This window comes from Saccharothrix longispora (genome assembly GCF_031455225.1).
Taxonomy (GTDB): Bacteria; Actinomycetota; Actinomycetes; order Mycobacteriales; family Pseudonocardiaceae; genus Actinosynnema; species Actinosynnema longispora.
Map to the genome: position 1 here is coordinate 5,627,743 of NZ_JAVDSG010000001.1, position 21,638 is coordinate 5,649,380.

At 71.5% G+C, this 21,638-nt stretch carries 25 protein-coding genes; 4 read left to right on the forward strand and 21 right to left on the reverse strand.

Annotated features, from left to right (window positions below):
- Positions 1-161: 161 nt before the first annotated feature.
- A complete protein-coding gene (gene murA / locus J2S66_RS23475) occupies positions 162-1,421 on the reverse strand; it encodes a UDP-N-acetylglucosamine 1-carboxyvinyltransferase (protein WP_310309409.1) in 1,260 nt (419 codons plus the stop codon).
- 86 nt (positions 1,422-1,507) lie between these two features.
- Here murA and J2S66_RS23480 point away from each other — a divergent pair, with 86 nt between their 5' ends.
- Positions 1,508-2,089: a cob(I)yrinic acid a,c-diamide adenosyltransferase gene (locus J2S66_RS23480; RefSeq protein WP_306747294.1), complete on the forward strand. Its 582-nt coding sequence runs from the start codon at positions 1,508-1,510 to the stop codon at positions 2,087-2,089.
- Here the strand turns inward: J2S66_RS23480 and J2S66_RS23485 are convergent.
- Together J2S66_RS23485 and J2S66_RS23490 are read right to left on the reverse strand one after the other, a co-directional pair.
- Positions 2,086-2,523, reverse strand: coding sequence for a DUF2550 domain-containing protein (locus tag J2S66_RS23485; RefSeq protein WP_310309411.1), 438 nt, complete (start codon positions 2,521-2,523; stop codon positions 2,086-2,088). The genes J2S66_RS23480 and J2S66_RS23485 overlap by 4 nt on opposite strands.
- A gap of 22 nt (positions 2,524-2,545) precedes the next feature.
- On the reverse strand, positions 2,546-2,911 hold the full coding sequence (locus tag J2S66_RS23490) for a F0F1 ATP synthase subunit epsilon (protein WP_310309412.1): 366 nt from the start codon (positions 2,909-2,911) through the stop codon (positions 2,546-2,548).
- Between the two features lie 233 nt (positions 2,912-3,144).
- Between J2S66_RS23490 and J2S66_RS23495 the strand changes: the two genes are divergently transcribed.
- The gene (locus tag J2S66_RS23495) at positions 3,145-3,888 is read left to right on the forward strand and encodes an IclR family transcriptional regulator (RefSeq protein ID WP_310309413.1); all 744 of its coding nucleotides are present in this window, start codon (positions 3,145-3,147) and stop codon (positions 3,886-3,888) included.
- A 50-nt stretch (positions 3,889-3,938) separates the two neighbouring features.
- On the opposite strand, the gene atpD is transcribed toward J2S66_RS23495, so the two are convergent.
- The 11 genes from atpD to J2S66_RS23550 form a co-directional block, all read right to left on the reverse strand.
- On the reverse strand, positions 3,939-5,375 hold the full coding sequence (gene atpD / locus J2S66_RS23500; protein WP_310309415.1) for a F0F1 ATP synthase subunit beta: 1,437 nt from the start codon (positions 5,373-5,375) through the stop codon (positions 3,939-3,941).
- Positions 5,368-6,300 (reverse strand): F0F1 ATP synthase subunit gamma, encoded by a 933-nt coding sequence (locus J2S66_RS23505; protein WP_310309416.1) that lies wholly within the window; start codon positions 6,298-6,300, stop codon positions 5,368-5,370. The genes atpD and J2S66_RS23505 overlap by 8 nt, the downstream gene beginning before the upstream one ends.
- 7 nt (positions 6,301-6,307) lie before the next feature.
- Positions 6,308-7,951 carry a F0F1 ATP synthase subunit alpha gene (gene atpA, locus J2S66_RS23510; protein WP_310309417.1) on the reverse strand — a complete coding sequence of 548 codons (1,644 nt, stop codon included), beginning with the start codon at positions 7,949-7,951 and terminating at the stop codon, positions 6,308-6,310.
- A gap of 62 nt (positions 7,952-8,013) precedes the next feature.
- Positions 8,014-8,850: a F0F1 ATP synthase subunit delta gene (locus J2S66_RS23515; RefSeq protein ID WP_310309418.1), complete on the reverse strand. Its 837-nt coding sequence runs from the start codon at positions 8,848-8,850 to the stop codon at positions 8,014-8,016.
- A 10-nt stretch (positions 8,851-8,860) separates the two neighbouring features.
- On the reverse strand, positions 8,861-9,406 hold the full coding sequence (locus J2S66_RS23520) for a F0F1 ATP synthase subunit B (protein WP_310309420.1): 546 nt from the start codon (positions 9,404-9,406) through the stop codon (positions 8,861-8,863).
- A gap of 32 nt (positions 9,407-9,438) precedes the next feature.
- Positions 9,439-9,690 (reverse strand): ATP synthase subunit C-like protein, encoded by a 252-nt coding sequence (locus J2S66_RS23525; RefSeq protein WP_306747285.1) that lies wholly within the window; start codon positions 9,688-9,690, stop codon positions 9,439-9,441.
- Positions 9,691-9,754: 64 nt separating this feature from the next.
- Positions 9,755-10,531 carry a F0F1 ATP synthase subunit A gene (gene atpB / locus J2S66_RS23530; protein WP_310309423.1) on the reverse strand — a complete coding sequence of 259 codons (777 nt, stop codon included), beginning with the start codon at positions 10,529-10,531 and terminating at the stop codon, positions 9,755-9,757.
- Between the two features lie 152 nt (positions 10,532-10,683).
- The gene (locus J2S66_RS23535) at positions 10,684-11,139 is read right to left on the reverse strand and encodes a Cg1360 family ATP-synthase-associated protein (protein WP_306747282.1); all 456 of its coding nucleotides are present in this window, start codon (positions 11,137-11,139) and stop codon (positions 10,684-10,686) included.
- 67 nt (positions 11,140-11,206) lie between these two features.
- Entirely contained in the window at positions 11,207-12,367 is a 1,161-nt protein-coding gene (locus tag J2S66_RS23540) for a glycosyltransferase family 4 protein (RefSeq protein ID WP_371320698.1), read from the reverse strand.
- A 72-nt stretch (positions 12,368-12,439) separates the two neighbouring features.
- A complete protein-coding gene (locus J2S66_RS23545) occupies positions 12,440-13,090 on the reverse strand; it encodes an L-threonylcarbamoyladenylate synthase (RefSeq protein ID WP_306747281.1) in 651 nt (216 codons plus the stop codon).
- Between the two features lie 44 nt (positions 13,091-13,134).
- Positions 13,135-13,770, reverse strand: a complete 636-nt coding sequence (locus J2S66_RS23550) for a hypothetical protein (RefSeq protein ID WP_310309425.1) — start codon at positions 13,768-13,770, stop codon at positions 13,135-13,137.
- A gap of 65 nt (positions 13,771-13,835) precedes the next feature.
- Between J2S66_RS23550 and J2S66_RS23555 the strand changes: the two genes are divergently transcribed.
- Positions 13,836-14,495 carry a serine/threonine kinase C-terminal domain-containing protein gene (locus J2S66_RS23555; RefSeq protein ID WP_310309426.1) on the forward strand — a complete coding sequence of 220 codons (660 nt, stop codon included), beginning with the start codon at positions 13,836-13,838 and terminating at the stop codon, positions 14,493-14,495.
- A gap of 237 nt (positions 14,496-14,732) precedes the next feature.
- Here the strand turns inward: J2S66_RS23555 and J2S66_RS23560 are convergent, their stop codons facing one another.
- The 7 genes from J2S66_RS23560 to rpmE all read right to left on the reverse strand — a co-directional run bounded on the left by J2S66_RS23560 (position 14,733) and on the right by rpmE (position 20,975).
- Positions 14,733-14,858, reverse strand: a complete 126-nt coding sequence (locus tag J2S66_RS23560) for a hypothetical protein (RefSeq protein WP_310309427.1) — start codon at positions 14,856-14,858, stop codon at positions 14,733-14,735.
- 2 nt (positions 14,859-14,860) lie between these two features.
- Complete coding sequence (locus J2S66_RS23565) at positions 14,861-15,889, reverse strand: TerC/Alx family metal homeostasis membrane protein (RefSeq protein WP_310309428.1); 1,029 nt, start codon at positions 15,887-15,889, stop codon at positions 14,861-14,863.
- 235 nt (positions 15,890-16,124) lie between these two features.
- Positions 16,125-16,985, reverse strand: a complete 861-nt coding sequence (prmC, locus tag J2S66_RS23570; RefSeq protein ID WP_310309429.1) for a peptide chain release factor N(5)-glutamine methyltransferase — start codon at positions 16,983-16,985, stop codon at positions 16,125-16,127.
- A 19-nt stretch (positions 16,986-17,004) separates the two neighbouring features.
- On the reverse strand, positions 17,005-18,390 hold the full coding sequence (gene lpdA / locus J2S66_RS23575) for a dihydrolipoyl dehydrogenase (RefSeq protein ID WP_310309430.1): 1,386 nt from the start codon (positions 18,388-18,390) through the stop codon (positions 17,005-17,007).
- A gap of 10 nt (positions 18,391-18,400) precedes the next feature.
- Positions 18,401-19,606, reverse strand: coding sequence for an acyl-CoA thioester hydrolase/BAAT C-terminal domain-containing protein (locus J2S66_RS23580; protein WP_310309431.1), 1,206 nt, complete (start codon positions 19,604-19,606; stop codon positions 18,401-18,403).
- Positions 19,607-19,625: 19 nt separating this feature from the next.
- Positions 19,626-20,681, reverse strand: a complete 1,056-nt coding sequence (prfA, locus tag J2S66_RS23585) for a peptide chain release factor 1 (protein WP_306747266.1) — start codon at positions 20,679-20,681, stop codon at positions 19,626-19,628.
- Between the two features lie 81 nt (positions 20,682-20,762).
- On the reverse strand, positions 20,763-20,975 hold the full coding sequence (gene rpmE / locus J2S66_RS23590; protein ID WP_306747265.1) for a 50S ribosomal protein L31: 213 nt from the start codon (positions 20,973-20,975) through the stop codon (positions 20,763-20,765).
- A gap of 245 nt (positions 20,976-21,220) precedes the next feature.
- On the opposite strand from rpmE, the gene J2S66_RS23595 reads away from it, so the two are divergent.
- Complete coding sequence (locus J2S66_RS23595) at positions 21,221-21,622, forward strand: hypothetical protein (protein ID WP_310309433.1); 402 nt, start codon at positions 21,221-21,223, stop codon at positions 21,620-21,622.
- Positions 21,623-21,638 lie beyond the last annotated feature (16 nt).

Genomic DNA, 21,638 nt, shown 5'->3' on the forward strand with positions numbered 1-21,638 from the left:
TCCCCGTAGCGTACTGACGAGTAACCCACACGGAGCGTGCCGTTGCTCACTGAATCGTGACCGGAGGACGACCGGGGGCGTGACCGCCCTCACGCCGTTCCTGCCGCGGTGAGGGCGTCCTCCCCACCCGGTCCGCCGAGCGGGGAGGACGCCGGGCACCGCTACGCGCCGACGCGCTCCACCGTCGCGCCCAGCTTGCGCAGGTTCTCCACGAAGCCCGGGTAGCCGCGCTCGATGTGGAAGATCTCGTAGACCTCGGTGACGCCCTCCGCGCACAGGCCGGCCAGGACCAGGCCCGCGCCGGCCCGGATGTCCGAGGCCCAGACCGGTGCGCTGGACAGCTTCTCCACGCCGCGCACCACGGCGTGGTGGCCGTCGGTGCGGGCGTCGGCCGACAGGCGCACCATCTCCTCGATGAAGCGGAAGCGCGCTTCGAAGAGGTTCTCGGTGATCATCGACGTGCCCTCGGAGATGCTGGAGAGGGCGATGGCGAACGGCTGGTTGTCGGTCGCGAAGCCCGGGTAGGGCAGCGTGACGAAGTCGACCGACTGCGGCCTGCCGTGCTGGACCACGCGGAAGCCGTCGTCGTCGAACGTGGTCACCTCCGCGCCGGCCATGCGGAGCTTCTCCAGGACCAGGTCGAGGTGGTGCGGGTTCACGCCGCGCACGGTGATGTCGCCGCGCGTCATGACGGCGGCGAACGCCCAGGTGGCGCCCACGATGCGGTCGCCGATGACGCGGTGCTCGGTCGGGCGCAGGGACTCCACCCCGTGCACGGTGAGCGTGGACGTGCCCGCGCCCTCGATCCTGGCGCCCATCTCCTGGAGCATCACGCAGATGTCCACGATCTCCGGCTCGCGGGCGGCGTTGTCGATGACCGTGGTGCCCTTCGCGAGCACGGCGGCCATCAGGATGTTCTCGGTGGCGCCGACGCTCGGGAAGTCGAGCCAGATCTGGGCGCCGTGCAGGCCCTCCGCCTCGGCGACGACGCAGCCGTGCTCGATCTCGCTGTGCGCGCCGAGCTTGCGCAGGCCGTTCTGGTGCATGTCCAGCGGCCGGGAGCCGATCGCGTCGCCGCCGGGCAGGGCCACGACGGCCCGCTTGCAGCGGCCCACCAGCGGGCCGAGGACGCAGACCGAGGCGCGGAGCTTGCCCATGGCCTCGGAGTCGGCGCGGTGGTTCAGCTCGGCGGGGGTGGTGATGGTGACGACGCCGCCGTCGAGGGTCACCTCGCAGCCGAGGCTGCGGAGGACGTCCGCCATCAGCGGCACGTCGAGGATTTCCGGGCAGTTGGTGATCGTGGTCGTGCCCTCCGCGAGGAGGGCCGCGGCCATCAGCTTGAGCACGCTGTTCTTCGCGCCGACGACCTCGACCTCGCCGACCAGGCGCGCACCGCCCTGAACACGGAAGTGCTCACTCACGTGGGGAACTCCTCGCTCGTTGTGCCGCAATCCTACGGACGCGCTGAATCGTGTCCGTGCGCGGTGCTCTGTCTAGAGTGCTGGGCATGGCCGTGCACCTGACGAAGATCTACACCCGGGTCGGCGACGACGGGACGACGGGACTGGGCGACTTCTCGCGGGTCCCCAAGACGTCGCCGCGCATCTCCGCCTACGCCGACGTGGACGAGACGAACGCGGCGCTGGGCGTCGCCCTGGCGCTGGGCGGCCTGGCCGACGACGTGGCCGCCGTGGTGCGGCAGGTGCAGAACGACCTGTTCGACGTGGGCGCGGACCTGTGCACGCCGATCGTGGAGGACCCCGAGTACCCGCCCCTGCGGGTGACCCAGCCGTACGTCGACCGCCTGGAGGGGTGGTGCGACGAGTTCAACTCCCGGTTGGGGAAGCTGTCGTCGTTCATCCTCAACGGGGGCACGCCGGGCGCCGCGCTGCTGCACCAGGCGCGCACGATCGCGCGCCGGGCGGAGCGCTCCACCTGGGGGTTGGTCGAGGCCGAGGCCGAGGCGACGAACCCGCTGACCGCCAAGTACCTCAACCGGTTGTCGGACCTGCTGTTCATCCTGGCGCGGGTCGCCAACCCCGACGGGGACGTGCTGTGGCAGCCGGGCGGCGGCCGCGAGGCCCGCTAGGAGGCCCAGGGGATGGAGCGGCCCGGGGGGGCCGACTCCAGCCAGGACAGGAAGCCGGTCAGGGCGTCCGGGCCCATCGCGATCTCCACCTCGCCCTTGGCGCTGCGGCAGCGGAGGACCACCGCGCCCGCCGGCATGGCGTACCCCTCCAGCGGGGTCGGCTCGCGCCGGTCGTCGATCTCGAAGCCCTCGCGGGAGATGGTCACGTCCGGGCCCGGTCCCAGGCCCAGGCTCAGCACGCGGTGCCAGACGAACTCGTCACCCCGGTAGTGGCCGACGCCCAGGTGCCAGCCCCGGCCGGTGTCGTCCACGCGGGCCCTCAGGGCCACGTGCACGCCGCCGGCGCGCAGGAGCCGGACGCGGCGCCACGCGGAGTACGCGAGGAACACCACCGCGACGAACAGGACCACCCCGACGACTTCGGCGATCCCCACGGCGCTTGTCCGCTCGTCCGCGTCAGACCGCGTGTCCGGCGGCGCGGAGTCGCGCGAGCGCCCGTACCCGCTCGGCTTCGTCGTCGCTGCCGACGTTGCCGCGGGCCCGCTCGACGTCGATCTCGCCGGCCAGCTCGGCGTTCTCGGCGAGGATGCTGACGCCCTCGCCGGTGACGGAGAGGAACCCGCCGTGCACCGCGGCCGTGACGAGCTCGCCGTCGGCGGTCCGGATGCGGACCACGCCACCCTCGACGAGCTGGCCCAGCACCGGCTCGTGCCCGGGCAGGATGCCGATCTCGCCCTCGAAGGTCTGCGCGACCACCGAGGTGGCCGTGCCGGACCACAGGCGGCGTTCCACGGCGACCAGCTGGACGGTCATCTCGGCCACGCGCATCTCCCTCGTCGACTGGAGTCCAGTGCAGTCTAAACGGTGGCCGGAAGGGTGCGCCGCACCAGCCACCCCCAGGGGTGCCCCGCGGGCGGCAGCACCCCGGTGGCGGACGCCCCGGAGGTGGCCGTCGGGGCCGTCACGAGGGCGAACGCGCGGATCGCGGCACCCGTTGTGATCAGCGTCCCACCGGCGGGCGGCCGTCCGTTTCCGGTGAGTGGAAGACTGGGCGCGTGACGACACCGAAGGCGCTGCTGGACCGGGCGTTCTCGCTGCTGTCGGTGTTCAGCGCGGACCGGCCGGCCGTGACGCTGTCGGAGCTGAGCCGCCACACCGGGCTGCCCCTGAGCACCACGCACCGCCTGGTGGCGTCCCTGGTGGACCTCAGGGCCCTGGAGCGGGGCGCGGACGGCCGGTACTCGGTGGGGCTGCGGCTGCTGGAGCTGGGCGTGCTGTCGCCGGGCAGCCTCGACCTGCGGGACCGGGCCGTGCCGTTCCTGGAGGACCTGTGCGAGGTGACCCGGCACAACGTGCAGCTGGCCGTGCGCGACGGCGCGGAGGTCGTGTACGTGGAGCGCATCTCGGCGCGCGACGCGGTCAACGTGGTCACGCGGGTGGGCAGCCGGATGCCGCTGCACTGCACGGGCGTCGGGCTGGTGCTGCTCGCCCACGCGCCGGCGGACGTGCGGGAGGCCGTGCTGGCGGCCCCGCTGCGGAGGTTCACCCCGAGGACGGTCACCTCGCCCGGCCCGCTGCGGGAGGCGCTGGCGCGGGCGCGGCGGGACGGCTACGCGATCAGCGACCGGCAGATCGAGCTGATCACGTACTCGGTGGCGGCGCCGGTGCGCGGCCCCGGCGGGGACGTGGTGGCCTCGGTGTCCGCGGTGGTGCCCACGGGCACGCGGACGGACACCGTCGTGCCGGCGGTGCGCACCTGCGGGCTCGCGATCTCGCGGGCCCTGGGCTGGGCCGGGTAGGCCGGAGGGCCGCTCCCGACGCGGGAACGGCCCTCCGGTGACGGCCCGACCTACTTGCCGGCGAGCTTCTTCGCGTTGGCCTCGACGTCGTCGAGACCGCCGCAGGAGAAGAACGCCTGCTCCGGGTAGTGGTCGAACTCGCCCTTGCAGACGCGGTCGAACGCCTCGATCGTGTCCTTGATCGGCACGAACGAGCCCGGCTGGCCGGTGAACTTCTCGGCCACGATGAAGTTCTGGCCGAGGAAGCGCTCCAGGCGACGGGCGCGGCCGACGAGGACCTTGTCCTCCTCGGACAGCTCGTCCATGCCCAGGATGGCGATGATGTCCTGCAGCTCCTTGTACTTCTGCAGGATGCGCTTGACCTCCTGCGCCACCCGGTAGTGCTCCTCGCCGACGATGGTCGGCTCCAGGATCCGGGAGGACGAGGACAGCGGGTCCACCGCCGGGTAGATGCCCTTCTGGGAGATCGGACGGGAGAGCTCCGTCGTCGCGTCCAGGTGGGCGAAGGTGGTGGCGGGCGCCGGGTCGGTGTAGTCGTCCGCGGGCACGTAGATCGCCTGCAGCGAGGTGATCGACTTGCCGCGGGTCGAGGTGATCCGCTCCTGGAGCTCGCCCATCTCGTCCGCCAGCGTCGGCTGGTAGCCCACGGCGGACGGCATGCGGCCCAGCAGGGTCGACACCTCCGAGCCCGCCTGGGTGAAGCGGAAGATGTTGTCGATGAACAGCAGCACGTCCTGGCCCTGCACGTCGCGGAAGTACTCCGCCATCGTCAGGGCGGACAGCGCGACGCGCATGCGGGTGCCCGGCGGCTCGTCCATCTGGCCGAACACCAGGGCGGTGTCGTTGAGGACGCCCATCTCCTCCATCTCCAGGAGGAGGTCGGTGCCCTCACGGGTGCGCTCGCCGACGCCGGCGAACACCGACGTGCCGGAGAACTCGCGGGCGATACGGGTGATCATCTCCTGGATGAGCACCGTCTTGCCCACGCCCGCGCCGCCGAACAGGCCGATCTTGCCGCCCTTGACGTACGGGGTCAGCAGGTCGATGACCTTGATGCCCGTTTCCAGGATCTCGGTCTTGCCCTCGAGCTGGTCGAACGACGGCGCCTTGCGGTGGATGCCCCACTGCTCGCCGTCGCGGCCGAGGCCGGGCTGGTCGAGGCAGTCGCCCAGCGCGTTGAACACGTGGCCCTTGACGACGTCGCCGACGGGCACGCTGATCGCGGCGCCGGTGTCGGTGACGGTCGCGCCGCGGACCAGGCCGTCCGTCGGCTGCATCGAGATGGTGCGGACCAGGTTGTCGCCCAGGTGCTGGGCGACCTCCAGGGTCAGCGTCTTGGCCACCGCTTCGTAGGTGATCTCCACGTGCAGGGCGTTGAACAGCTCCGGCACCGAGTCGCGCGGGAACTCCACGTCGACGACGGCACCGATCACCCGGACCACACGGCCGGTGCGGGTGGTGGTGGCAGTAGCACTCATGTCACTCATCACTTCCTGCGCCACCGGTAAGCGCGGAGGCGCCACCGACGATCTCGCTGATCTCCTGGGTGATCTGGGCCTGGCGGGCCGCGTTCGCCTGGCGGCTGAGGTTGCGGACCAGCTCGGTGGCGTTGTCCGTCGCCGCCTTCATCGCGGTCCGGCGGGCCGCCGACTCCGAGGCCGCCGCGTCCAGCAGTGCCGCGAACAGGCGCGTCTTGACGTACTTGGGCAGCAGCGCGCCCAGCAGCGTCTCGACGTCCGGCTCGAAGTCGTAGAGGGGCTGGAGCTTCGGCGCGTGGTCGTAGTCCACCACCATCGGCGCGATCCGCCGGACGACCGGGGTCTGGCTCAGCATCGACTGGAACTCGGTGTAGACGACGTGCAGCTCGTCCACGCCCAGGACGCCGTCGGGGCCGGGGTCGGCACCGTCGTCGTCGCTGCCCGCGACGAACGCCTTGACCAGCGCGTCGCCCGCCTCGTCGGCGTTGACGTACTGCGGGAGCTGCGAGAAGCCGGTCCACTCCGCCGCGATCTCGCGGCGGCGGAACCTGTAGTAGCCGACGCCCTTGCGGCCGACGACGTAGAGCACGGGCTCCTTGCCCTCGGACCGCAGCAGCGAGAACAGCTCCTCGGCGGCCTTCAGCACGTTGGCGTTGTAACCGCCGCACATGCCCTTGTCGCTGGTCACGACGAGCACGCCGGCGCGCTTGGGCTCCTTGCGCTCGGTGAGCAGCGGGTGGTCGAGGTTCGCGGACGCCGTCGCCAGCGAGGAGAGCACGCCGGTGATCTCCTCCGCGTAGGGCTTCGACGCCAGGACCCTCGTCTGCGCCTTGGCGAGACGGGACGTGGCGATGAGCTCGTACGCCTTCGTGATCTTCTTGGTCGAGTTGACCGACCTGATCCTCTGGCGCAGCTCCCGGATCTGTGCCGCCATGCCTACGTCACTTCTCGGTCGGAGCCGGTCGGTTGACCTTCACCGACTCCTGCCCGACCTTGTCGGCGTCCATCGCTTCGGCCGGGACGTCGACGACCGACGTGCCGTTCGAGGCGGTGAACTGCTGCTTGAAGGAGTTGACGGCGTCCACGATGCCCCGCTCCGCGTCGTCCGACAGCTTCTTGGACTCGCGGATGCCGGACAGCACGGCCTCGTGGGAACGCCGCAGGTGGTCCAGGAACTCGGCCTCGAAGCGGCGGACGTCGCCCACCGGGATCGAGTCGAGGTGGCCCTTGGTGCCGAGGTAGATGGAGACGACCTGCTCCTCCATCGGCACCGGCGAGTACTGCCCCTGCTTGAGCAGCTCGACCAGCCGGGCGCCGCGGTCCAACTGGGCGCGCGAGGCGGCGTCGAGGTCCGAGGCGAAGGCGGAGAACGCCTCCAGCTCGCGGAACTGCGACAGGTCGAGGCGCAGCGAGCCGGAGACCGTCTTCATCGCCTTGGTCTGCGCGGCGCCACCGACGCGGGACACCGAGATGCCCACGTTGACGGCCGGGCGCACACCGGCGTTGAACAGGTCCGACTCCAGGAAGCACTGGCCGTCGGTGATGGAGATGACGTTGGTCGGGATGTACGCCGACACGTCGTTGGCCTTGGTCTCGATGATCGGGAGACCGGTCATCGAGCCGCCGCCCATGTCGTCGGACAGCTTCGCGCAGCGCTCCAGCAGGCGCGAGTGCAAGTAGAAGACATCGCCCGGGTAGGCCTCGCGGCCCGGCGGGCGGCGCAGCAGCAGCGAGATGGCGCGGTACGCCTCCGCCTGCTTGGTCAGGTCGTCGAAGATGATCAGGACGTGCTTGCCCTGGTACATCCAGTGCTGGCCGATGGCCGAGCCGGTGTACGGCGCGAGCCACTTGAAGCCGGCCGAGTCGGACGCGGGGGCGGCGACGATGGTGGTGTACTCCAGCGCGCCCGCCTCCTCCAGCGCGGCCTTGACGCCCGCGATGGTGGAGCCCTTCTGGCCGATGGCGACGTACACGCAGCGGACCTGCTGCGTCGGGTCGCCCGAGTCCCAGGCCTTCTTCTGGTTGATGATCGTGTCGATGCAGACCGCGGTCTTGCCGGTCTTGCGGTCGCCGATGATCAGCTGGCGCTGGCCGCGGCCGATGGGGGTCATCGAGTCGATGGCCTTGATGCCGGTCTGCATCGGCTCGCCCACCGGCTGCCGCTGCAGCACGGACGCGGCCTGGAGCTCCAGGGCGCGGTTGCCGTCGGCCACGATGTCGCCGAGGCCGTCGATCGGCTGGCCGAGCGGGTTGACCACGCGGCCCAGGAAGCCGTCGCCGACGGGCACGGAGAGCACCTGGCCGGTCCGCTTGACCTCCTGGCCCTCTTCGATCTTGTCGAAGTCACCCAGGATGACCGCGCCGATCGTGCGGACCTCCAGGCTGAGGGCGACACCGAGCACGCCGCCGGGGAACTCCAGCAGCTCGTTGGTCATGGTGCCGGGCAGACCTTCGACGATGGCGATGCCGTCGTAGGTCTCCGCGACGACGCCGACCTCTTCCCGGGTGACCTCCGGGGAATAGGTCGAGACGTACTTCTCGATCGCACTGCGGATCTCGTCCGACGAGATCGTCAGCTCCGCCATGTCGTTCCTGCTCTCACTTCGTTTGCGGGAAAGGGGCTCTTGGGCCGCGGTTCCGTTGTGGGTCAGCCGGCGATGTCGCGGCGCAGGGCCGCCAACCGACCGGCCACGCTTCCGTCGATGACTTCGTCACCGATCTTGACGATGAGACCGCCGCGCAGGGCGGGGTCCACCTCGACGTGCAGTGCGATCGGCCTGGAGTAGATGCGGGTCAGCGTGGCTTCGAGCCGGTCCTGCTGCGCCGCGTCCAGTTCGACGGAGGAACGAACGTGGGCGACGGAACGTTCCCGGCGCTTGGCCGCGAGCGACGCGAGGTCGCCGAGGCCGTCGACGATCCCCCGACCCCGTGGCATGCGGACGAGGTGGTCCGCCAGGGTCTTCGTGATCGCGTCGACCTTGCCCGCGATGAGACCGTCGAGCAGCGCGATCCGTCCGGCGGAGTCCGTCGACGGGTCGGACAGCGCGCGCTCCAGCCCGTGGTTGCCCGCGATGATGCGGCCGAGGCGGAACAGCTCGTCCTCCACCGCGTCGAGCCGGCCGTCGCGTTCCGCCCGCACCAGCAGCGTGGTGCGGGCCAGCGACTCGATGCCGTCGACCATCTCGCGCGGACCCGACCAGCGGGCCGCGACGACCATGGTCAGCACCTGGAGGGTCGGCTCGCCGAGCTTGTCGGCGAGCAGGCCGCGCAGCAACTGCTCCCGGACCGCCGGGTCGGAGGAGTTCTCGGCCAGCGCGCGGCGCAGCGCGGGCTGGCCGGACAGCAGGCCGACGACCGCGAACAGCTCGTCACCCAGCTTCGCCAGCTGCCCGCTGGCGTCGGTGCCGGTCGTGCCGTCCACGATCTCCAGCAGCCGCAGTTCTGCGGCTGCCAGGGCGTCTCGGCTAGCGGCGTGCAGCGTCATCGGCCTTCCCTCACTTGACGGCCGGAGCCGACGTGCCGTCGAGGTCCGCGAGGAACCGGTCGACGGTGCCCCGACGGCGGACCTCGTCCTCCAGCGACTCGCCGACGACCCGCTCAGCCAGGTCGATGGCCAGTCGGCCCAGTTCACCGCGCAGCTCCGCGACGATCTGCGCGCGCTGCGTTTCGAGCTGGGTCTGACCCTGCGCGACGATCCGCGCGGATTCCTCCTGCGCCTTGGCCCGCAGCTCGGTGACGATCTGCTCGCCTTCCATGCGGGCGTCGTCACGGATGCGAGCCGCCTCGGCACGTGCCTCGGCCAGCTGCGCCTTGTACTGCTCCAGCGCGCGCTGGGCCTCGACCTGGGCCTGCTCCGCCTTCTCGATGCCGCCTTCGATCTTGGCGGCCCGCTCCGCGTACATCGCTTCGAAGCGCGGCGTGACGAACTTCTTGATGATGAAGAAGAGCAGGAGGAAGGCGACCAGGCCGATGACGATCTCGGCCGGGTGCGGGAGGACCGGGTTCGGCTGCCCTTCCGCCGCCACGATGAGTGGATTCATCACAACCGTCTCCTTATGCGATGAACGAACACTCAGCCGGTGGCGAGGAAGAAGACGACGAAGCCGAGCAGGGCGAGGACCTCGACGATGGCGAAGGTCGTCCAGGCCAGGCCCAGCAGGACGCCGCGGGCCTCGGGCTGACGGGCGGTGCCGTTGATGACCGAGGAGAAGATCATGCCCACACCGAGGGCCGGGCCGATGGCGGCGAGGCCGTAGCCGATGGCGGCCAGACCGGCGTCGGTGATGCCGGTGGCAGCTTCCTGCGCAAGAACGAGAGCGCTCACTTGTGCAGTTCCCTTTCCAATTCGGTCCGCGACCGTTCGCCGCGGATCGGAGGCTTGCTTTTTCTCAGTGCTCTTCCGCCAGCGCGGCGCCGATGTAGCCGGCGGACAGCAGAGCAAAGATGTAGGCCTGCAACACCATGATCAGCGCTTCCAGGAACGTCAGCGCGATGGCGAAGAGGAAGGAGATCGGTGCGACGACGACCGTCACGCCGCCCGAGAACAGGAGGGCTTCACCGGCGAGGGTGAACACCATCAGCAGGAGGTGACCCGCGAACATCGCCGCGAACACACGGAGGGCGAGCGTCAGCGGGTTCAGGATGAACTTCTGCAGGAACTCGATCGGGATCAGCAGCGGGAGCACGAACCACGGCGCGCTGGGCGGCATGGTCTGGTGCTTCAGGTAGCCGAGGAACCCGTGGCGCTTGATCCCGACGAAGTGGTAGACCGGGTAGATCACCAGCAGCGAGACAGCCAGCGGGAACCCGATGTGGGACATCGTCGGGAACTGCACGAACGGGATGATCCCGAACAGGTTGTTCACCAGGATGAAGGTGAACACGGTCAGGATGAGCGGGATGAACGGCTTGAAGTCCTTGCCGCCGATCTGCTCGCGCGCGATCCCGTTGCGTCCGACGTCGTAGAGCGACTCCGCCAGGAACTGGAACTTGCCCGGCACGAGCTTGAGGTTGCGGCTCGCGGCGAGGAAGAAGGCGGCGATGATGAAGATCGACAGCACCACCAGGACCATCGGCTTGGTGACTCCGCCGAAGATCGGTGGCAGGAAGAAGTCCTTCACACCGGGCGCGACGAACTCACCCGCAGCCAGCACCATCGTGGTCACTGTGTTCCTTCCGGTTCTCCCGGCCGGCGTTCACTCCACCGGGGGAATCGTCACGATCTGGACAGAACGTACCTTACGGACTGCAAGCGCCTACGAGAGGCACCCCACACTTCCGGGTGTCCCGTCCTGCGCGAACCGTACCAGCCGGTAGATCAGGTATTTCCGGGGGTGGGGATGACCATCTGACTGCGACTGCGCTTCGAGGCGCGCACCTCCATGAAGGTGGTCACCACGATGGTCGCGACGGTGGTCAGCGCGAGCGCGTTGACGTGCAGCTCGGGGAACCGCCGGAGCAGCAGGAGCACGCAGAACAGCAGGATGAGCTTGCCCATGAAGCCGCCCAGCGCGGCCACCATGACGAACTGCACGGGCAGCGCCGCGGTCTTGCGCATCAGGACCAGCGTGCCCACCGAGGACAGGCACGCGATCACACCGCCGATCAGGGCCGACACCAGACCCGTGGCGCCCGCGACGACGGTCCACACCACCAGGCAGACCACGACGGTGGCCAGCGCCGCCCACATCGCGCCGCGGAACATCTCGCCCGCGAGGCGGCGGACGACGGCGTCGTGCGTCCACTCGTCGCCTTGAGCGTTGTCCTGGGCCATGCCACCCCTTCCCACCGGTCGGGACCGAGTGTAAAAGGGGGGTCGTCCGCACCCCTCCATCGGGGGGTCAGGAGCGACGCACCTCACGGAGCCTGGGAATCGCGGAGACCAGCAGCGCCAGCAGGAGGGCGATGCCGAAGCACCACGCCACGACCGCGACGTCGAAGATCGTCAGGGCCACCGCGCCGAACGCGAGCACGCCCGCCCACAGGTAGATGAGCAGCACGGCGCGGCGCTGCGAGTGGCCGATCTCCAGCAGCCGGTGGTGCAGGTGCATCTTGTCCGCGGAGAACGGGCTCTCGCCGCGCCGGGTGCGCCGGACCACGGCCATGAGCAGGTCGAGCATCGGCACGAACAGCACGGCGGCGACCACCACGAGCGGCGAGAGCAGGCCGAGGACGTCCTCGGCGCGCACCGACTCGTAGTTGATCTTCCCGCTGGCCGAGATGGTGGACGCGGCGAGCATCAGGCCGATCAGCATCGACCCGGAGTCGCCCATGAAGATGCGCGCCGGGTTGAAGTTGTGCGGCAGGAAGCCCAAGCACGCGCCGGCCAGCGTGGCGGCGATCAGGGCGGGCGGGTACGCGCCGACGTCACCGCCGTTGTTGGACAGCAGGCCGATGGAGAACACGCAGGTCGCGGTGGCGGCGATGAGGCCGATGCCGGCGGCGAGGCCGTCCAGGCCGTCCACGAAGTTCATCGCGTTGACCATCGTCACGGCCAGCAGCACGGACAGGATCGCGCCCTGGTTCTGGTCCAGCGACAGCAACGATCCCGTGCCCTCGCCGTCGTCGCCCCACGGCACCCAGAACAGCAGCCACTGGAGCCCGAACAGCACGAGGATGCCCGCCGCGGTGACCTGGCCGGCGAGTTTCGTCAGGGAGTCCAGCTCGAAGCGGTCGTCGAGCACGCCCACCAGGACGATCACGCCGCCGCCGACGATGACCGCGTACGGGTCGTAGGAGAAGTCGAACGCCGACCGCAGCACGGGCAGCTGGTGCGCCAGCAGCATGCCGCCGAGCACGCCGCCGTACATGGCCAGCCCGCCCATCCGGGGCATGGGTTTGACGTGCACGTCCCGCGAGCGGGGGTAGGCGACCGCGCCGATCCGGAACGCCAGCGCGCGGACCAGGCCGACCAGCAGGAACGTCACGACGGCGGCGGTCAGGGCGACGAGCAGGTACTCCCGGACGGGGAGGACGTTGGACACGGCAGGCAACGGGCCCACGGCAGGCTTAGCCCCTCGAAGCCGGGATGTCGGGCGGTGTGGCCACCACGCTACTCCGATCGTGAAGATCCACTAGCGGGCGACCTCGACTTCGACGCCGAGCGCCTTCGAGACCTCGGCCACCGGCACCGCGCCCTCGCGGAGCACGACGGGGTCCGGACCGGTCAGGTCCACGATCGTCGACGCGACGTTCTCGGCCGACGGGCCGCCGTCGAGGTACACGCCGACGTCCTCGCCGAGCTGGTCCCACGCCTCCTGCGCGGTGCCCGCGGGCGGGAAGCCGGACTTGTTGGCGCTGGAGACGGCCATCGGGCCGACGTCGCGCAGCAGTTCCAGGGCGACCGGGTGCAGCGGCATGCGCAGCATGACCGTGCCGCGGGTCCGGCCCAGGTCCCAGGCGAGCGACGGCGCGTGTTCGAGCACCAGCGACAGGCCGCCCGGCCAGAACGCCTCGATCAGGGCGCGGGCCTGCCGGGACACGCTCAGCACCAGGCCGTCGATGGTGGTCCAGGAACCGACGAGGACGGGCACCGGCATGTCCGGTCCGCGCCCCTTGGCCTCCAGCAGCGCGCGCACGGCGGCGGCGTCGAACGCGTCGCAGCCGATGCCGTAGACGGTGTCCGTGGGGAGGACCACGAGGCGCCCGGAGCGCACCGCGCCCGCCGCGGCGGCGAGGCCGGCCGCGCGGTCGTCCTGCACGGCGCAGTCGTAGATCGTGCTCACCCACCTGATCCAAGCACAGCACGGGCAGTGTCCGGCGGCGGAGGTCACAGACCGGGTCTGCGCACCGATCGGGTGTCGAGCGCCCAGCCGCGCCTGCGGTGCGCCAGGACGAACCCGAAGACGAGCGCGGCGCCCACCGCGACCCCGGCCGCGGTGACCCCGGCGCTGCCCACCGCGCCGCCGACGAAGGGCAGCACGAGCACGGCCAGCGCGACGACGGCGGCCTGCCCGACGCCCGGTTCGACCCACCGCCACCGCTCCGCCTCCTCGGCGCGCCCGCGCAGGTCGAGGGCGAGGGCGACCAGCCCGGGGGCGGGCCGCAGGGCGAGGACCTCGTCGGCGAGGGCGTGGCACTCGGTGGCCTGTCGCCGGGTGCGGATGGCCAGACCGCCGTCGTCGGTGACCGCGCGGACCTCGGCGCTGCGCGCGACGAGGGCGAGGGCCAGGTGCCCGCGCAGCACGTCGGCCGTGTCGGGGTCGGCGGTCGAGCGCAACTCCCGGCGCACGTGGGCGACGACCCGCTCGGCGTTGCCGTCCTGCAACACCGTGCCGAGGGCGGCGAGCGAGCGGCCCACCCGGTCGTCGACGGGGTCCGGGGCGCGCGCGACGTGATCGGCCACCAGCGCCCGCAGGAGGCGCCACTCGTCGGGCGGCCGTTCGAGCGGTTGCTTGACACGCATCGCCGGTGCTCCGATTTACTCGCCGGAGGTGGAGGTCGCAGATTATCCCGGGGGCGAGGCGGCAGGTGCGCGTGGACAACCGGTGGGGTGCGTTCCCGGTGGCGCTGTGCGCGGCCGTCGCGTACGCGGTGGTGGGCGGCGCGGCGGGCGTCCTCGCGCTGCGCGCCGCCACCCCGGTCACCCCGACGCCCACCGCCGGGGCACCCCCGCTCCCCGTGGTCACCGCGCCCCCGTCCGCCGCCCGGACGGCCCCGTCCTCGGCCCCGTCCTCGGCCCCGGCGCCCGTGCCACCGGGCTTCCGGACCATCAGCGCACCCGGTGGCCTGAGCACGGTCGTCCCGGCGTCGTGGTCGACCTCGACGGGTACCGCGGTGACCACGCTGGTGGCGGTGGACCCGGCGGACGCGCGCCGCGAGGTGCGGCTCGGCGGGGCCCCGGTCACCGATCCGGCGAAGACCCTCCCGGCCCGCATCACCGAGGCCGCGGTGGACCGGGAACGCGAGGCCGGCCACTCCCGGATCGCGCTGTCGGAAACCTCGACCCGCGGTTTCCCGGCGGTCCGCTGGGAATTCGAGGAAGGCTCCGACCGGGGTCCGAAGCGGGTCGCCGCGACGTTCTGGGAAGTGGGCGGCGTCGAGTACGTGCTCTACGCGGCGGGCCCACCGGACGAGTGGGCGACGACCCGTGAGCTGCTGGACGTGATGATCCGGCACGCCACCCCGTGAACGATCGCGGGTCTCGCGGAAATGCCTTGCGAACGCGCTCCCCCGTTCTCTTTCCACAACCGGATCACTCACACGCTCCGCACTGCGGAGCACGCGGACGGAGCCGCTCGGGAAAGCTTCGACGACCTTCCGACCGGCCCGCGGTGGACCTCGCGGAATCACCCGGAATCGACACCGGTCCTGTGCGGACCGGAAAGTCGGACGCCCCTGCCGTGGGTGCCGCCCCGCACCGGGCGGTCAGGGACGCGGTCCCCGCGGCGGTCGGGGCGAGTACAGGGCGGCGCAGGTGGTCACCAGCGCCGCGAGGACGAGCACGGTGGTCGCGATGTCGACCAGTACGCCGAGCAGCCAGTCGAAGAGCATGGTCAGTCCCGTGGTGTGGTGGCCTTCCGGGCGGGTACGGGCGCCCGGGCACCTCGCCGCGAGCGCAGGCTGGTCACGGTGACGACGGCGAGGACGCCGACGATCACGGCCAGGGAGACGGAGGTGGGGATCTCCGGCACGGCGGGCCAGATGCCGTGCGCCCAGTGCAGCACCAGCTTCGCCCCGATGAACGCGAGGATGACGGCCAGTCCGTGGTTGAGGTGGACGAGCTTGGCGAGCGCGGTGTGCAGCACGAAGTACAGGGCGCGCAGGCCGAGCAGGGCGAAGGCGTTGGTGGCGAACACGAGGTAGGGGTCCTCGGTGATGCCGTAGACCGCCGGCACCGAGTCGACGGCGAACACCACGTCGGTCGCGAACACCGCGACCACCACGACGGCCAGCGGCGTGAGCGCGCGTCGCCCGTGCTCGCGCACGGTCAGCCGCGCGCCGCGGTAGTCGTCGGTGACCGGCATCAGCCGGCGCAGCAGCCGGACCACCCGCAGCCGGGAGACGTCGCGCTCGCCGCCGCCCCCGCCGGTCGACACCTCCTGCAGCAGCTTCACCGCCGAGGCGAGCAGGACCAGTCCGAACACGAGGAACGCCCAGGTGCCGGCCGCCAGCATCGCGGCGCCGGCCGCGATGAACGCGCCCCGCAGCACCAGGGCGCCGACGATGCCGTAGAGCAGGACGCGCTGCCGCACGTCGGCCGGCACGGCGAAGGCGGCGAGCAGCAGCATGAACACGAACAGGTTGTCCACCGAGAGGGACTTCTCGACCACGAACCCGGTCGCGAACTCCACCGCGGGGCCGCTGCCGAAGGCGTTCCACAGCCAGACCCCGAACACGACCGGCAGGGCGAGGTAGAACACCGTCCACCCCACCGCTTCGCGCGCCGACACCTCGTGCGGGCGGTGGGTGACCGCGAAGTCCGCGAGGAGCAGCGCGACCAGGACGGCGATGCTGACCGCCCACAAGCCCGCGGACCCGATGGACTCGATCGGACTCGCGGCCGCCGCGGCTGACGCGGACATCGAACCTCCCGGACACCGGAGTGGTTCGAGGTCTCCTTCACCCCCGCGGGGGCGGCCTCCCGGGGGCGCCGAGGGACGTCCGTACTGACCGGGCAGACGCTTGGGAAGTACTCCCCTCAGCGCTCAGTATCGTCCGACCCCACCACGGGGTAAAGACATGCAAAAGGGAAAAAAGCGACACGACCAGGTACACCGTCGTGACGCTGCGTGCACACGGGGGCGGTTGACGGCGGGCTCACACCCGGCGCGCGGTGGCGAAGCGGGGTCGGCCGGCCAGGTCGGCGTGGTCGGCCACGTCGGTGAGCACGCGGCGGGCCGACAGCAGGGCCGGGACGCTCTCGCCGTGGGTGTCGTCGTGCTCGATCGCGACGTGCCCGCCGGGGCGCAGCAGGCGGGCGGCGAGGGTGACGACGTGCCGGACCACGTCCAGGCCGTCCGCGCCGCCGAAGACGGCCTGGCGCGGGTCGTGGTCGGCGACCTCGGGCTGGACCTCGGTGGCGTCCGGCACGTACGGCGGGTTGCACAGCACCAGGTCCACCCGACCGTCCAGGTCGGACAGCACGTCCGGCGCCGTCACGTCGCCCGCGTGCAGGGTGACGGGGGTGTCGCCGGCGGCGGCGCGGGCGTCGGCGTTGCGCCGGGCCCAGGACAGCGCGGTGTGGTCGCGCTCGACGGCGTGCACGGTCGCCTTCGGGCGGTGGTGGGCGAACGCGAGCGCGAGCGCGCCGGAACCCGTGCACAGGTCCACCACGACCGGGTCCGGGACGCGCACGGCGGACAGCGCCCAGACGAGCAGCAGCTCGGTCTCCGGTCGCGGGATGAACACGCCGGGGCCGACCGCGAGGTCGACGCCCCCGAGGTGGGCCCAGCCCGTGATGTGCTGCAACGGGACGCGCGTCACCCGTCGGCGCACCACCCGGTGCAGGGCGTCCACCACCGGCGGGTCGACCAGCGGGATCAGGGGCAGGCGCGAGCGCTCGACGCCCAGGACGTGGGCGGCGAGGAGTTCGGCGTCCACCCGGGCGCTGTCGACGCCCGCCGCGGCCAGCATGCGTTCCGCTTCGAGGATGGCCAGCCGCAGCGGGTGTCGGGTCATGCGCGCAAGGGTAGGCCGATCAGAAGTTGATCATGTGTCCGGCCAGGCCGTGCACGGCTTCCTTGACGGCCTCGCTGAGCGTCGGGTGGGCGTGCACGTTGCGCGCCACCTCGTGCACGGTCAGGTCCCACTGCTGCGCCAGGGTCAGCTCCGGCAGCAGCTCGGTGACGTCCGGCCCGATCATGTGCGCGCCCAGCAGCTCGCCGTACTTGGCATCGCTGATCAGCTTCACGAACCCGGTCGGGTCGGCGAGGCCGTGCGCCTTGCCGTTCGCGGTGAACGGGAACTTCGCGACCTGGACGTCGTAGCCCTTCTCGCGGGCCTGCGCCTCGGTCCACCCGAACGAGGCGATCTGCGGCTGGCAGAACGTGGCCCGGGGGATCATCGGGAAGTCCAGCTCCATGGTCTCCGCGCCCGCGATGGTCTCCGCGGCGATGATGCCCATGGACTCGGCGGCGTGCGCCAGCATCAGCTTCGCGGTGACGTCGCCGATGGCGAAGATGTTCGGCGCCGTCGTGCGGCCCCGGCCGTCCACCGCGATGGCGCCGCGCTCGGTGAGCTGCACGCCGGTGTTCTCCAGGCCGTAGCCCTCCACGCGCGGCTGGAAACCGATGGCCTGCATGACCTTGTCGGCCTCCAGGACCTCTTCCCCGCCGTCCTTCGACACGGTGACGCGCACCTTGTCGCCGGAGTCGTCGATGGACTCCACGCGGGTGCCGACGCGCACGTCGATGCCGAGGCGCTTGTAGCGCTTGGCGAGTTCGGTGGAGACCTCGACGTCCTCCAGCGGCACCATGCGGTCCATGAACTCGACGATGGTGACCTTCACGCCGTAGTTGTGCAGCACGTAGCCGAACTCGACGCCGATCGCGCCGGCGCCCGCGATGACGATGCTGCCGGGCAGTTCGTCCGACAGGATCTGCTCTTCGTAGGTCACCACCCGGTCGGACAGCTTCGTACCCGGCAGGAGGCGGGTCTTCGCGCCGGAGGCGATGATCGCGTGCTCGAACGTGATGGTCTCATCACCCACCCGGATGGTGTTCGCGTCGACGAACGTCCCCCACCCGCTGAACTCGGTGATGTTGTTCTTCTTCATCAGGAAGTGCACGCCCTTGACGCGCCCGTCCGCGACCTTGCGGCTGCGCTCGAAGGCGGCGCCGTAGTCGAAGGTCACCTTGCCCTCGACGGTGATGCCGAACGTCTTCCGCTCGTGCGTGAACAGGTGCGCCAGCTCGGCGTTGCGCAGGAGGGCCTTCGACGGGATGCAGCCGACGTTGAGGCACACCCCGCCCCAGTAACGCTCCTCGATGACCGCCGTCTTCAGGCCCAGCTGGGCCGCGCGGATGGCGGCGACGTACCCGCCGGGCCCCGCACCGAGGACCACGACGTCAAAGTGTGCGCTCATGGCGTCAACATTAGGCGCGCAACTGGTCCGACAAGAACTCGACGGTGCGCCGCCACGCGTCCGCGCGGGCGGCGGCGGTCGCGGCGGGCGTGCCGCCCGTCCGGAAGCGCACACCGGGCCCCGGCACCGCGGTGTCGGTGGTCGGCCGGTGCGGTGGACCCGCGATCAGGTGTCCCGCGCCGGGGTACACGACGTGCTCGTGCGGGAACGGGTGGTGGTGCTCGCGCAGCCTGCGCTCGGCGACGGCGCTCAGCTCGGCGCACGGCCACGACTGGTCGTCGCCGGATGAGAGCAGCAACACACCGCCGTCGATCCGCTCGACCGGGATCTCGACGTCCTCGGGGACGCCGTCGGAGAGGTCGAACGCGAGCCGCAGGGGCACCGGCTCGCCGTCGACGACCGCCGCCCGCAGCTCGTCGGGGACCGAGTAGGGCAGGTACGGCAGCGGGCGGCCCCCGCGGGTCCACGACGCGGCCTCGTGCTCCAGCTTCCGGAGCAGGCGCGAGCCGGGACCGACGCACTGCGTCACCACACCGCTGCCGACCACGCTCACCACGGCCTTGACCCGCGGGAACGTCGCACCGAGCAGGAGCGCCAGCTCCCCGCCGCGCGACCCGCCCAGGACGCCGAGCGCGTCCGTCCGACCGCCCAGCCACTCCAGGGCGGTCCCGAAGTACTCCAGCGGGATCTCGACCAGGTCGTCCGGCACGCCGGGCGCGCCGAAGTAGGCCAGCGCCAGCGCGGCGAACCCGTGGCCCGCGAGCAGCGCCGCGTCGTCCTCGCGCAGGCCGCCCTCGGAGCCGCCGAGCACCAGGACGCCGGGGTGCGGTCCGGTGCCGGCGGGCTCGAACAGGACGCCCACCAGGCCGTGCTCGGCGACCTCGGTGCGCACGACCCCGTCCGGGACGGTCTGCCGCTCGACCTCCACGCGGCCGACGCCGCCCGCCTCCACCGCGGTGCCGCACGGCGTGCCGCCGGTCGGCGTCATCGACCAGAACAACCCCATCGGGTCGACGCCGGAGTAGTCGCCGGACACCGGGGCGTGCCGGGTGAGGTCCACGACACCGCGCTCGTCGGCCCGGAACACCGCCTCGGCGGCCCGGTCGCCGGTGGTGGCGCGCACGGTCACCTCGGCGTCGGGCCCGAGGCCCTCCACGCGGATGCGGAGCGGTGCGTCCAGGGGAGCGCTCGTGGGGGTGACCAGGAGTTCCGCCATCGTGCGCCCCTCTCGTCGATCACCCGCCGGCGAGCCGTTCCGCCCGGTCGGCCGCCGCCAACGCGTCGAGGACCGCGTCGAGGTCGCCGTCGAGCACTTGATCCAGGTTATGGGCTTTGTACCCGACGCGGTGGTCGGAGATGCGCGATTCCGGGAAGTTGTAGGTGCGGACCCGCTCGGAGCGGTCCACGGTGCGGATCTGCGTGCGCCGGGCGTCCGACGCCTCCTGCTGCTGCTTCTCCTCGGCCAGGGCGGTCAGCCGGGCCTGGAGCACCTGCATGGCGCGGGCCTTGTTCTGGAGCTGGCTGCGCTCGTTCTGGCAGGACACCACGATGCCGGTCGGCAGGTGCGTGATGCGCACGGCCGAGTCGGTCGTGTTGACGCTCTGGCCGCCCTTGCCGGACGAGCGGAACACGTCGACGCGCAGGTCGTTCTCGTCGACCTCGACCTCGACGTCCTCGGTCTCCGGGAAGACCAGGACGCCCGCCGCGGACGTGTGGATGCGGCCCTGCGACTCGGTCACCGGGACCCGCTGCACGCGGTGCACGCCGCCCTCGTACTTCAGGCGGGACCACACGCCGTCGGGGCTCGCGTCGCGGCTCTTGATGGCCACCGTGACGTCCTTGAAGCCGCCCAGGTCGGAGTCGGTGCCGTCGAGCACCTCGGCCTTCCAGCCGTGGCGCTCGGCGTAGCGCAGGTACATGCGCAGCAGGTCGCCCGCGAACAGGGCCGACTCCTCGCCGCCCTCGCCGGACTTGATCTCCAGCACGACGTCCGCGCCGTCGTGCGGGTCGCGCGGCAGCAGCAGCTCGGTGAGCTTCTCCTCCAGCGCGGGGACCGCCCGGGCCAGCTGGTCGGCCTCCTCGGCGAACACCGCGTCCTCGGCGGCCAGCTCGCGCGCGGTCTCCAGGTCGGACCTCGCCTGCTCCAGCTCGCGGGCGGTCTTCACGATCGGCCCCAGTTCGGCGTAGCGCTTGCCGAGCTTGCGCGCACCCGCCTGGTCGGCGTGCACCGAGGGGTCGGCGAGCTTCTTCTCCAGCTCGGCGTGCTCGGCCAGCAGGGCGTCCAGCGTCACGGTCTTGGCTCCGGTCTCAGGGGTGGTGCGGAGACGACAACGGCGTCCACCCGCGAATCGGGGTGGACGCCGTTCTGGCAGCTACTTGGCGCGCTTGCCGTAGCGGGCCTCGAAGCGCGCGACCCGGCCACCGGTGTCGAGGATCTTCTGCTTGCCCGTGTAGAACGGGTGGCAGTTGGAGCAGACCTCGACGTGGATGGCGCCGGACGACTTGGTGCTGCGGGTGGTGAAGGTGTTGCCGCAACCGCAGGTGACCTCGGTCGTCACGTACTCGGGGTGGATGCCGGTCTTCAACGTCTCGTCCCTTTCTTCGGTGGCCGCCGGGTCCTCTGCTGATCAGGGAGGTGAACCGGAGCCGGACTCGACCCGACAGTGTGCCAGATCGGCGTTACGTGCACTGCAACGCGAGGGGGTGCCACCTTGTTCCCGTGCTGCGGGTCACTACCGCTCGCCGATCCCCGTCGACCATTCGGCGCAGGGGGTGACCATTGGGCTACGGAGAGCAGCACCGGGCGTTGCGCGGACGCCACACTCGTCCCGTGCTGTGCGCTGCCGGACGCCCGCTGCGGTTGACCACGTGGCTGGTCGTCCCCTTCCTGTTCGGCGGTGCCGTCCTGGGCCTCACCGGGCTCGGCGGCCTGCTGCTCGGCGCCCCGTGGTCCCTGGCGCTGTCGAGCCCGGTGTTCGGCGCGGGCGCGGCCGTCGGGGTGGTCGCCTCGGGCGTGGTCGCCTGGACCGCGCCGTGGCAGCGCCGGTGGCTGCGCTGGTCGTACCCGGCGGCGGTGCTGGCCCTGGGCGTCGTGCTGGACGGCGTCCTGCTGCCGCTGTGGGTGGGCGCGCTGGTCGGCGTGCCGGTGGCGGCGCTGCTGGTCGGCCACTACGTCACCGAGCGCCGGCGCACCGCCGACCTCGCCGACGCGGCGTTCGCGGGCTCCTGCTGAGGCCCTGACCGGGCAC

What these genes read in the sequence shown, in the direction of transcription:
- J2S66_RS23515 (WP_310309418.1), bottom strand. Translation starts at nt 8,850, where the DNA reads ATGACGCTGCACGCCGCTAGCCGAGACGCCCTGGCAGCCGCAGAACTG.
- prmC (WP_310309429.1), bottom strand. Translation starts at nt 16,985, where the DNA reads ATGACCCGACACCCGCTGCGGCTGGCCATCCTCGAAGCGGAACGCATG.
- atpA (WP_310309417.1), bottom strand. Translation starts at nt 7,951, where the DNA reads ATGGCGGAGCTGACGATCTCGTCGGACGAGATCCGCAGTGCGATCGAG.
- J2S66_RS23535 (WP_306747282.1), bottom strand. Translation starts at nt 11,139, where the DNA reads ATGGCCCAGGACAACGCTCAAGGCGACGAGTGGACGCACGACGCCGTC.
- J2S66_RS23505 (WP_310309416.1), bottom strand. Translation starts at nt 6,300, where the DNA reads ATGGCGGCACAGATCCGGGAGCTGCGCCAGAGGATCAGGTCGGTCAAC.
- lpdA (WP_310309430.1), bottom strand. Translation starts at nt 18,390, where the DNA reads ATGAGCGCACACTTTGACGTCGTGGTCCTCGGTGCGGGGCCCGGCGGG.
- J2S66_RS23580 (WP_310309431.1), bottom strand. Translation starts at nt 19,606, where the DNA reads ATGGCGGAACTCCTGGTCACCCCCACGAGCGCTCCCCTGGACGCACCG.
- atpD (WP_310309415.1), bottom strand. Translation starts at nt 5,375, where the DNA reads ATGAGTGACATGAGTGCTACTGCCACCACCACCCGCACCGGCCGTGTG.
- J2S66_RS23480 (WP_306747294.1), top strand. Translation starts at nt 1,508, where the DNA reads ATGGCCGTGCACCTGACGAAGATCTACACCCGGGTCGGCGACGACGGG.
- J2S66_RS23550 (WP_310309425.1), bottom strand. Translation starts at nt 13,770, where the DNA reads ATGCGTGTCAAGCAACCGCTCGAACGGCCGCCCGACGAGTGGCGCCTC.
- J2S66_RS23565 (WP_310309428.1), bottom strand. Translation starts at nt 15,889, where the DNA reads ATGTCCGCGTCAGCCGCGGCGGCCGCGAGTCCGATCGAGTCCATCGGG.
- J2S66_RS23520 (WP_310309420.1), bottom strand. Translation starts at nt 9,406, where the DNA reads ATGAATCCACTCATCGTGGCGGCGGAAGGGCAGCCGAACCCGGTCCTC.
- J2S66_RS23560 (WP_310309427.1), bottom strand. Translation starts at nt 14,858, where the DNA reads ATGCTCTTCGACTGGCTGCTCGGCGTACTGGTCGACATCGCGACCACC.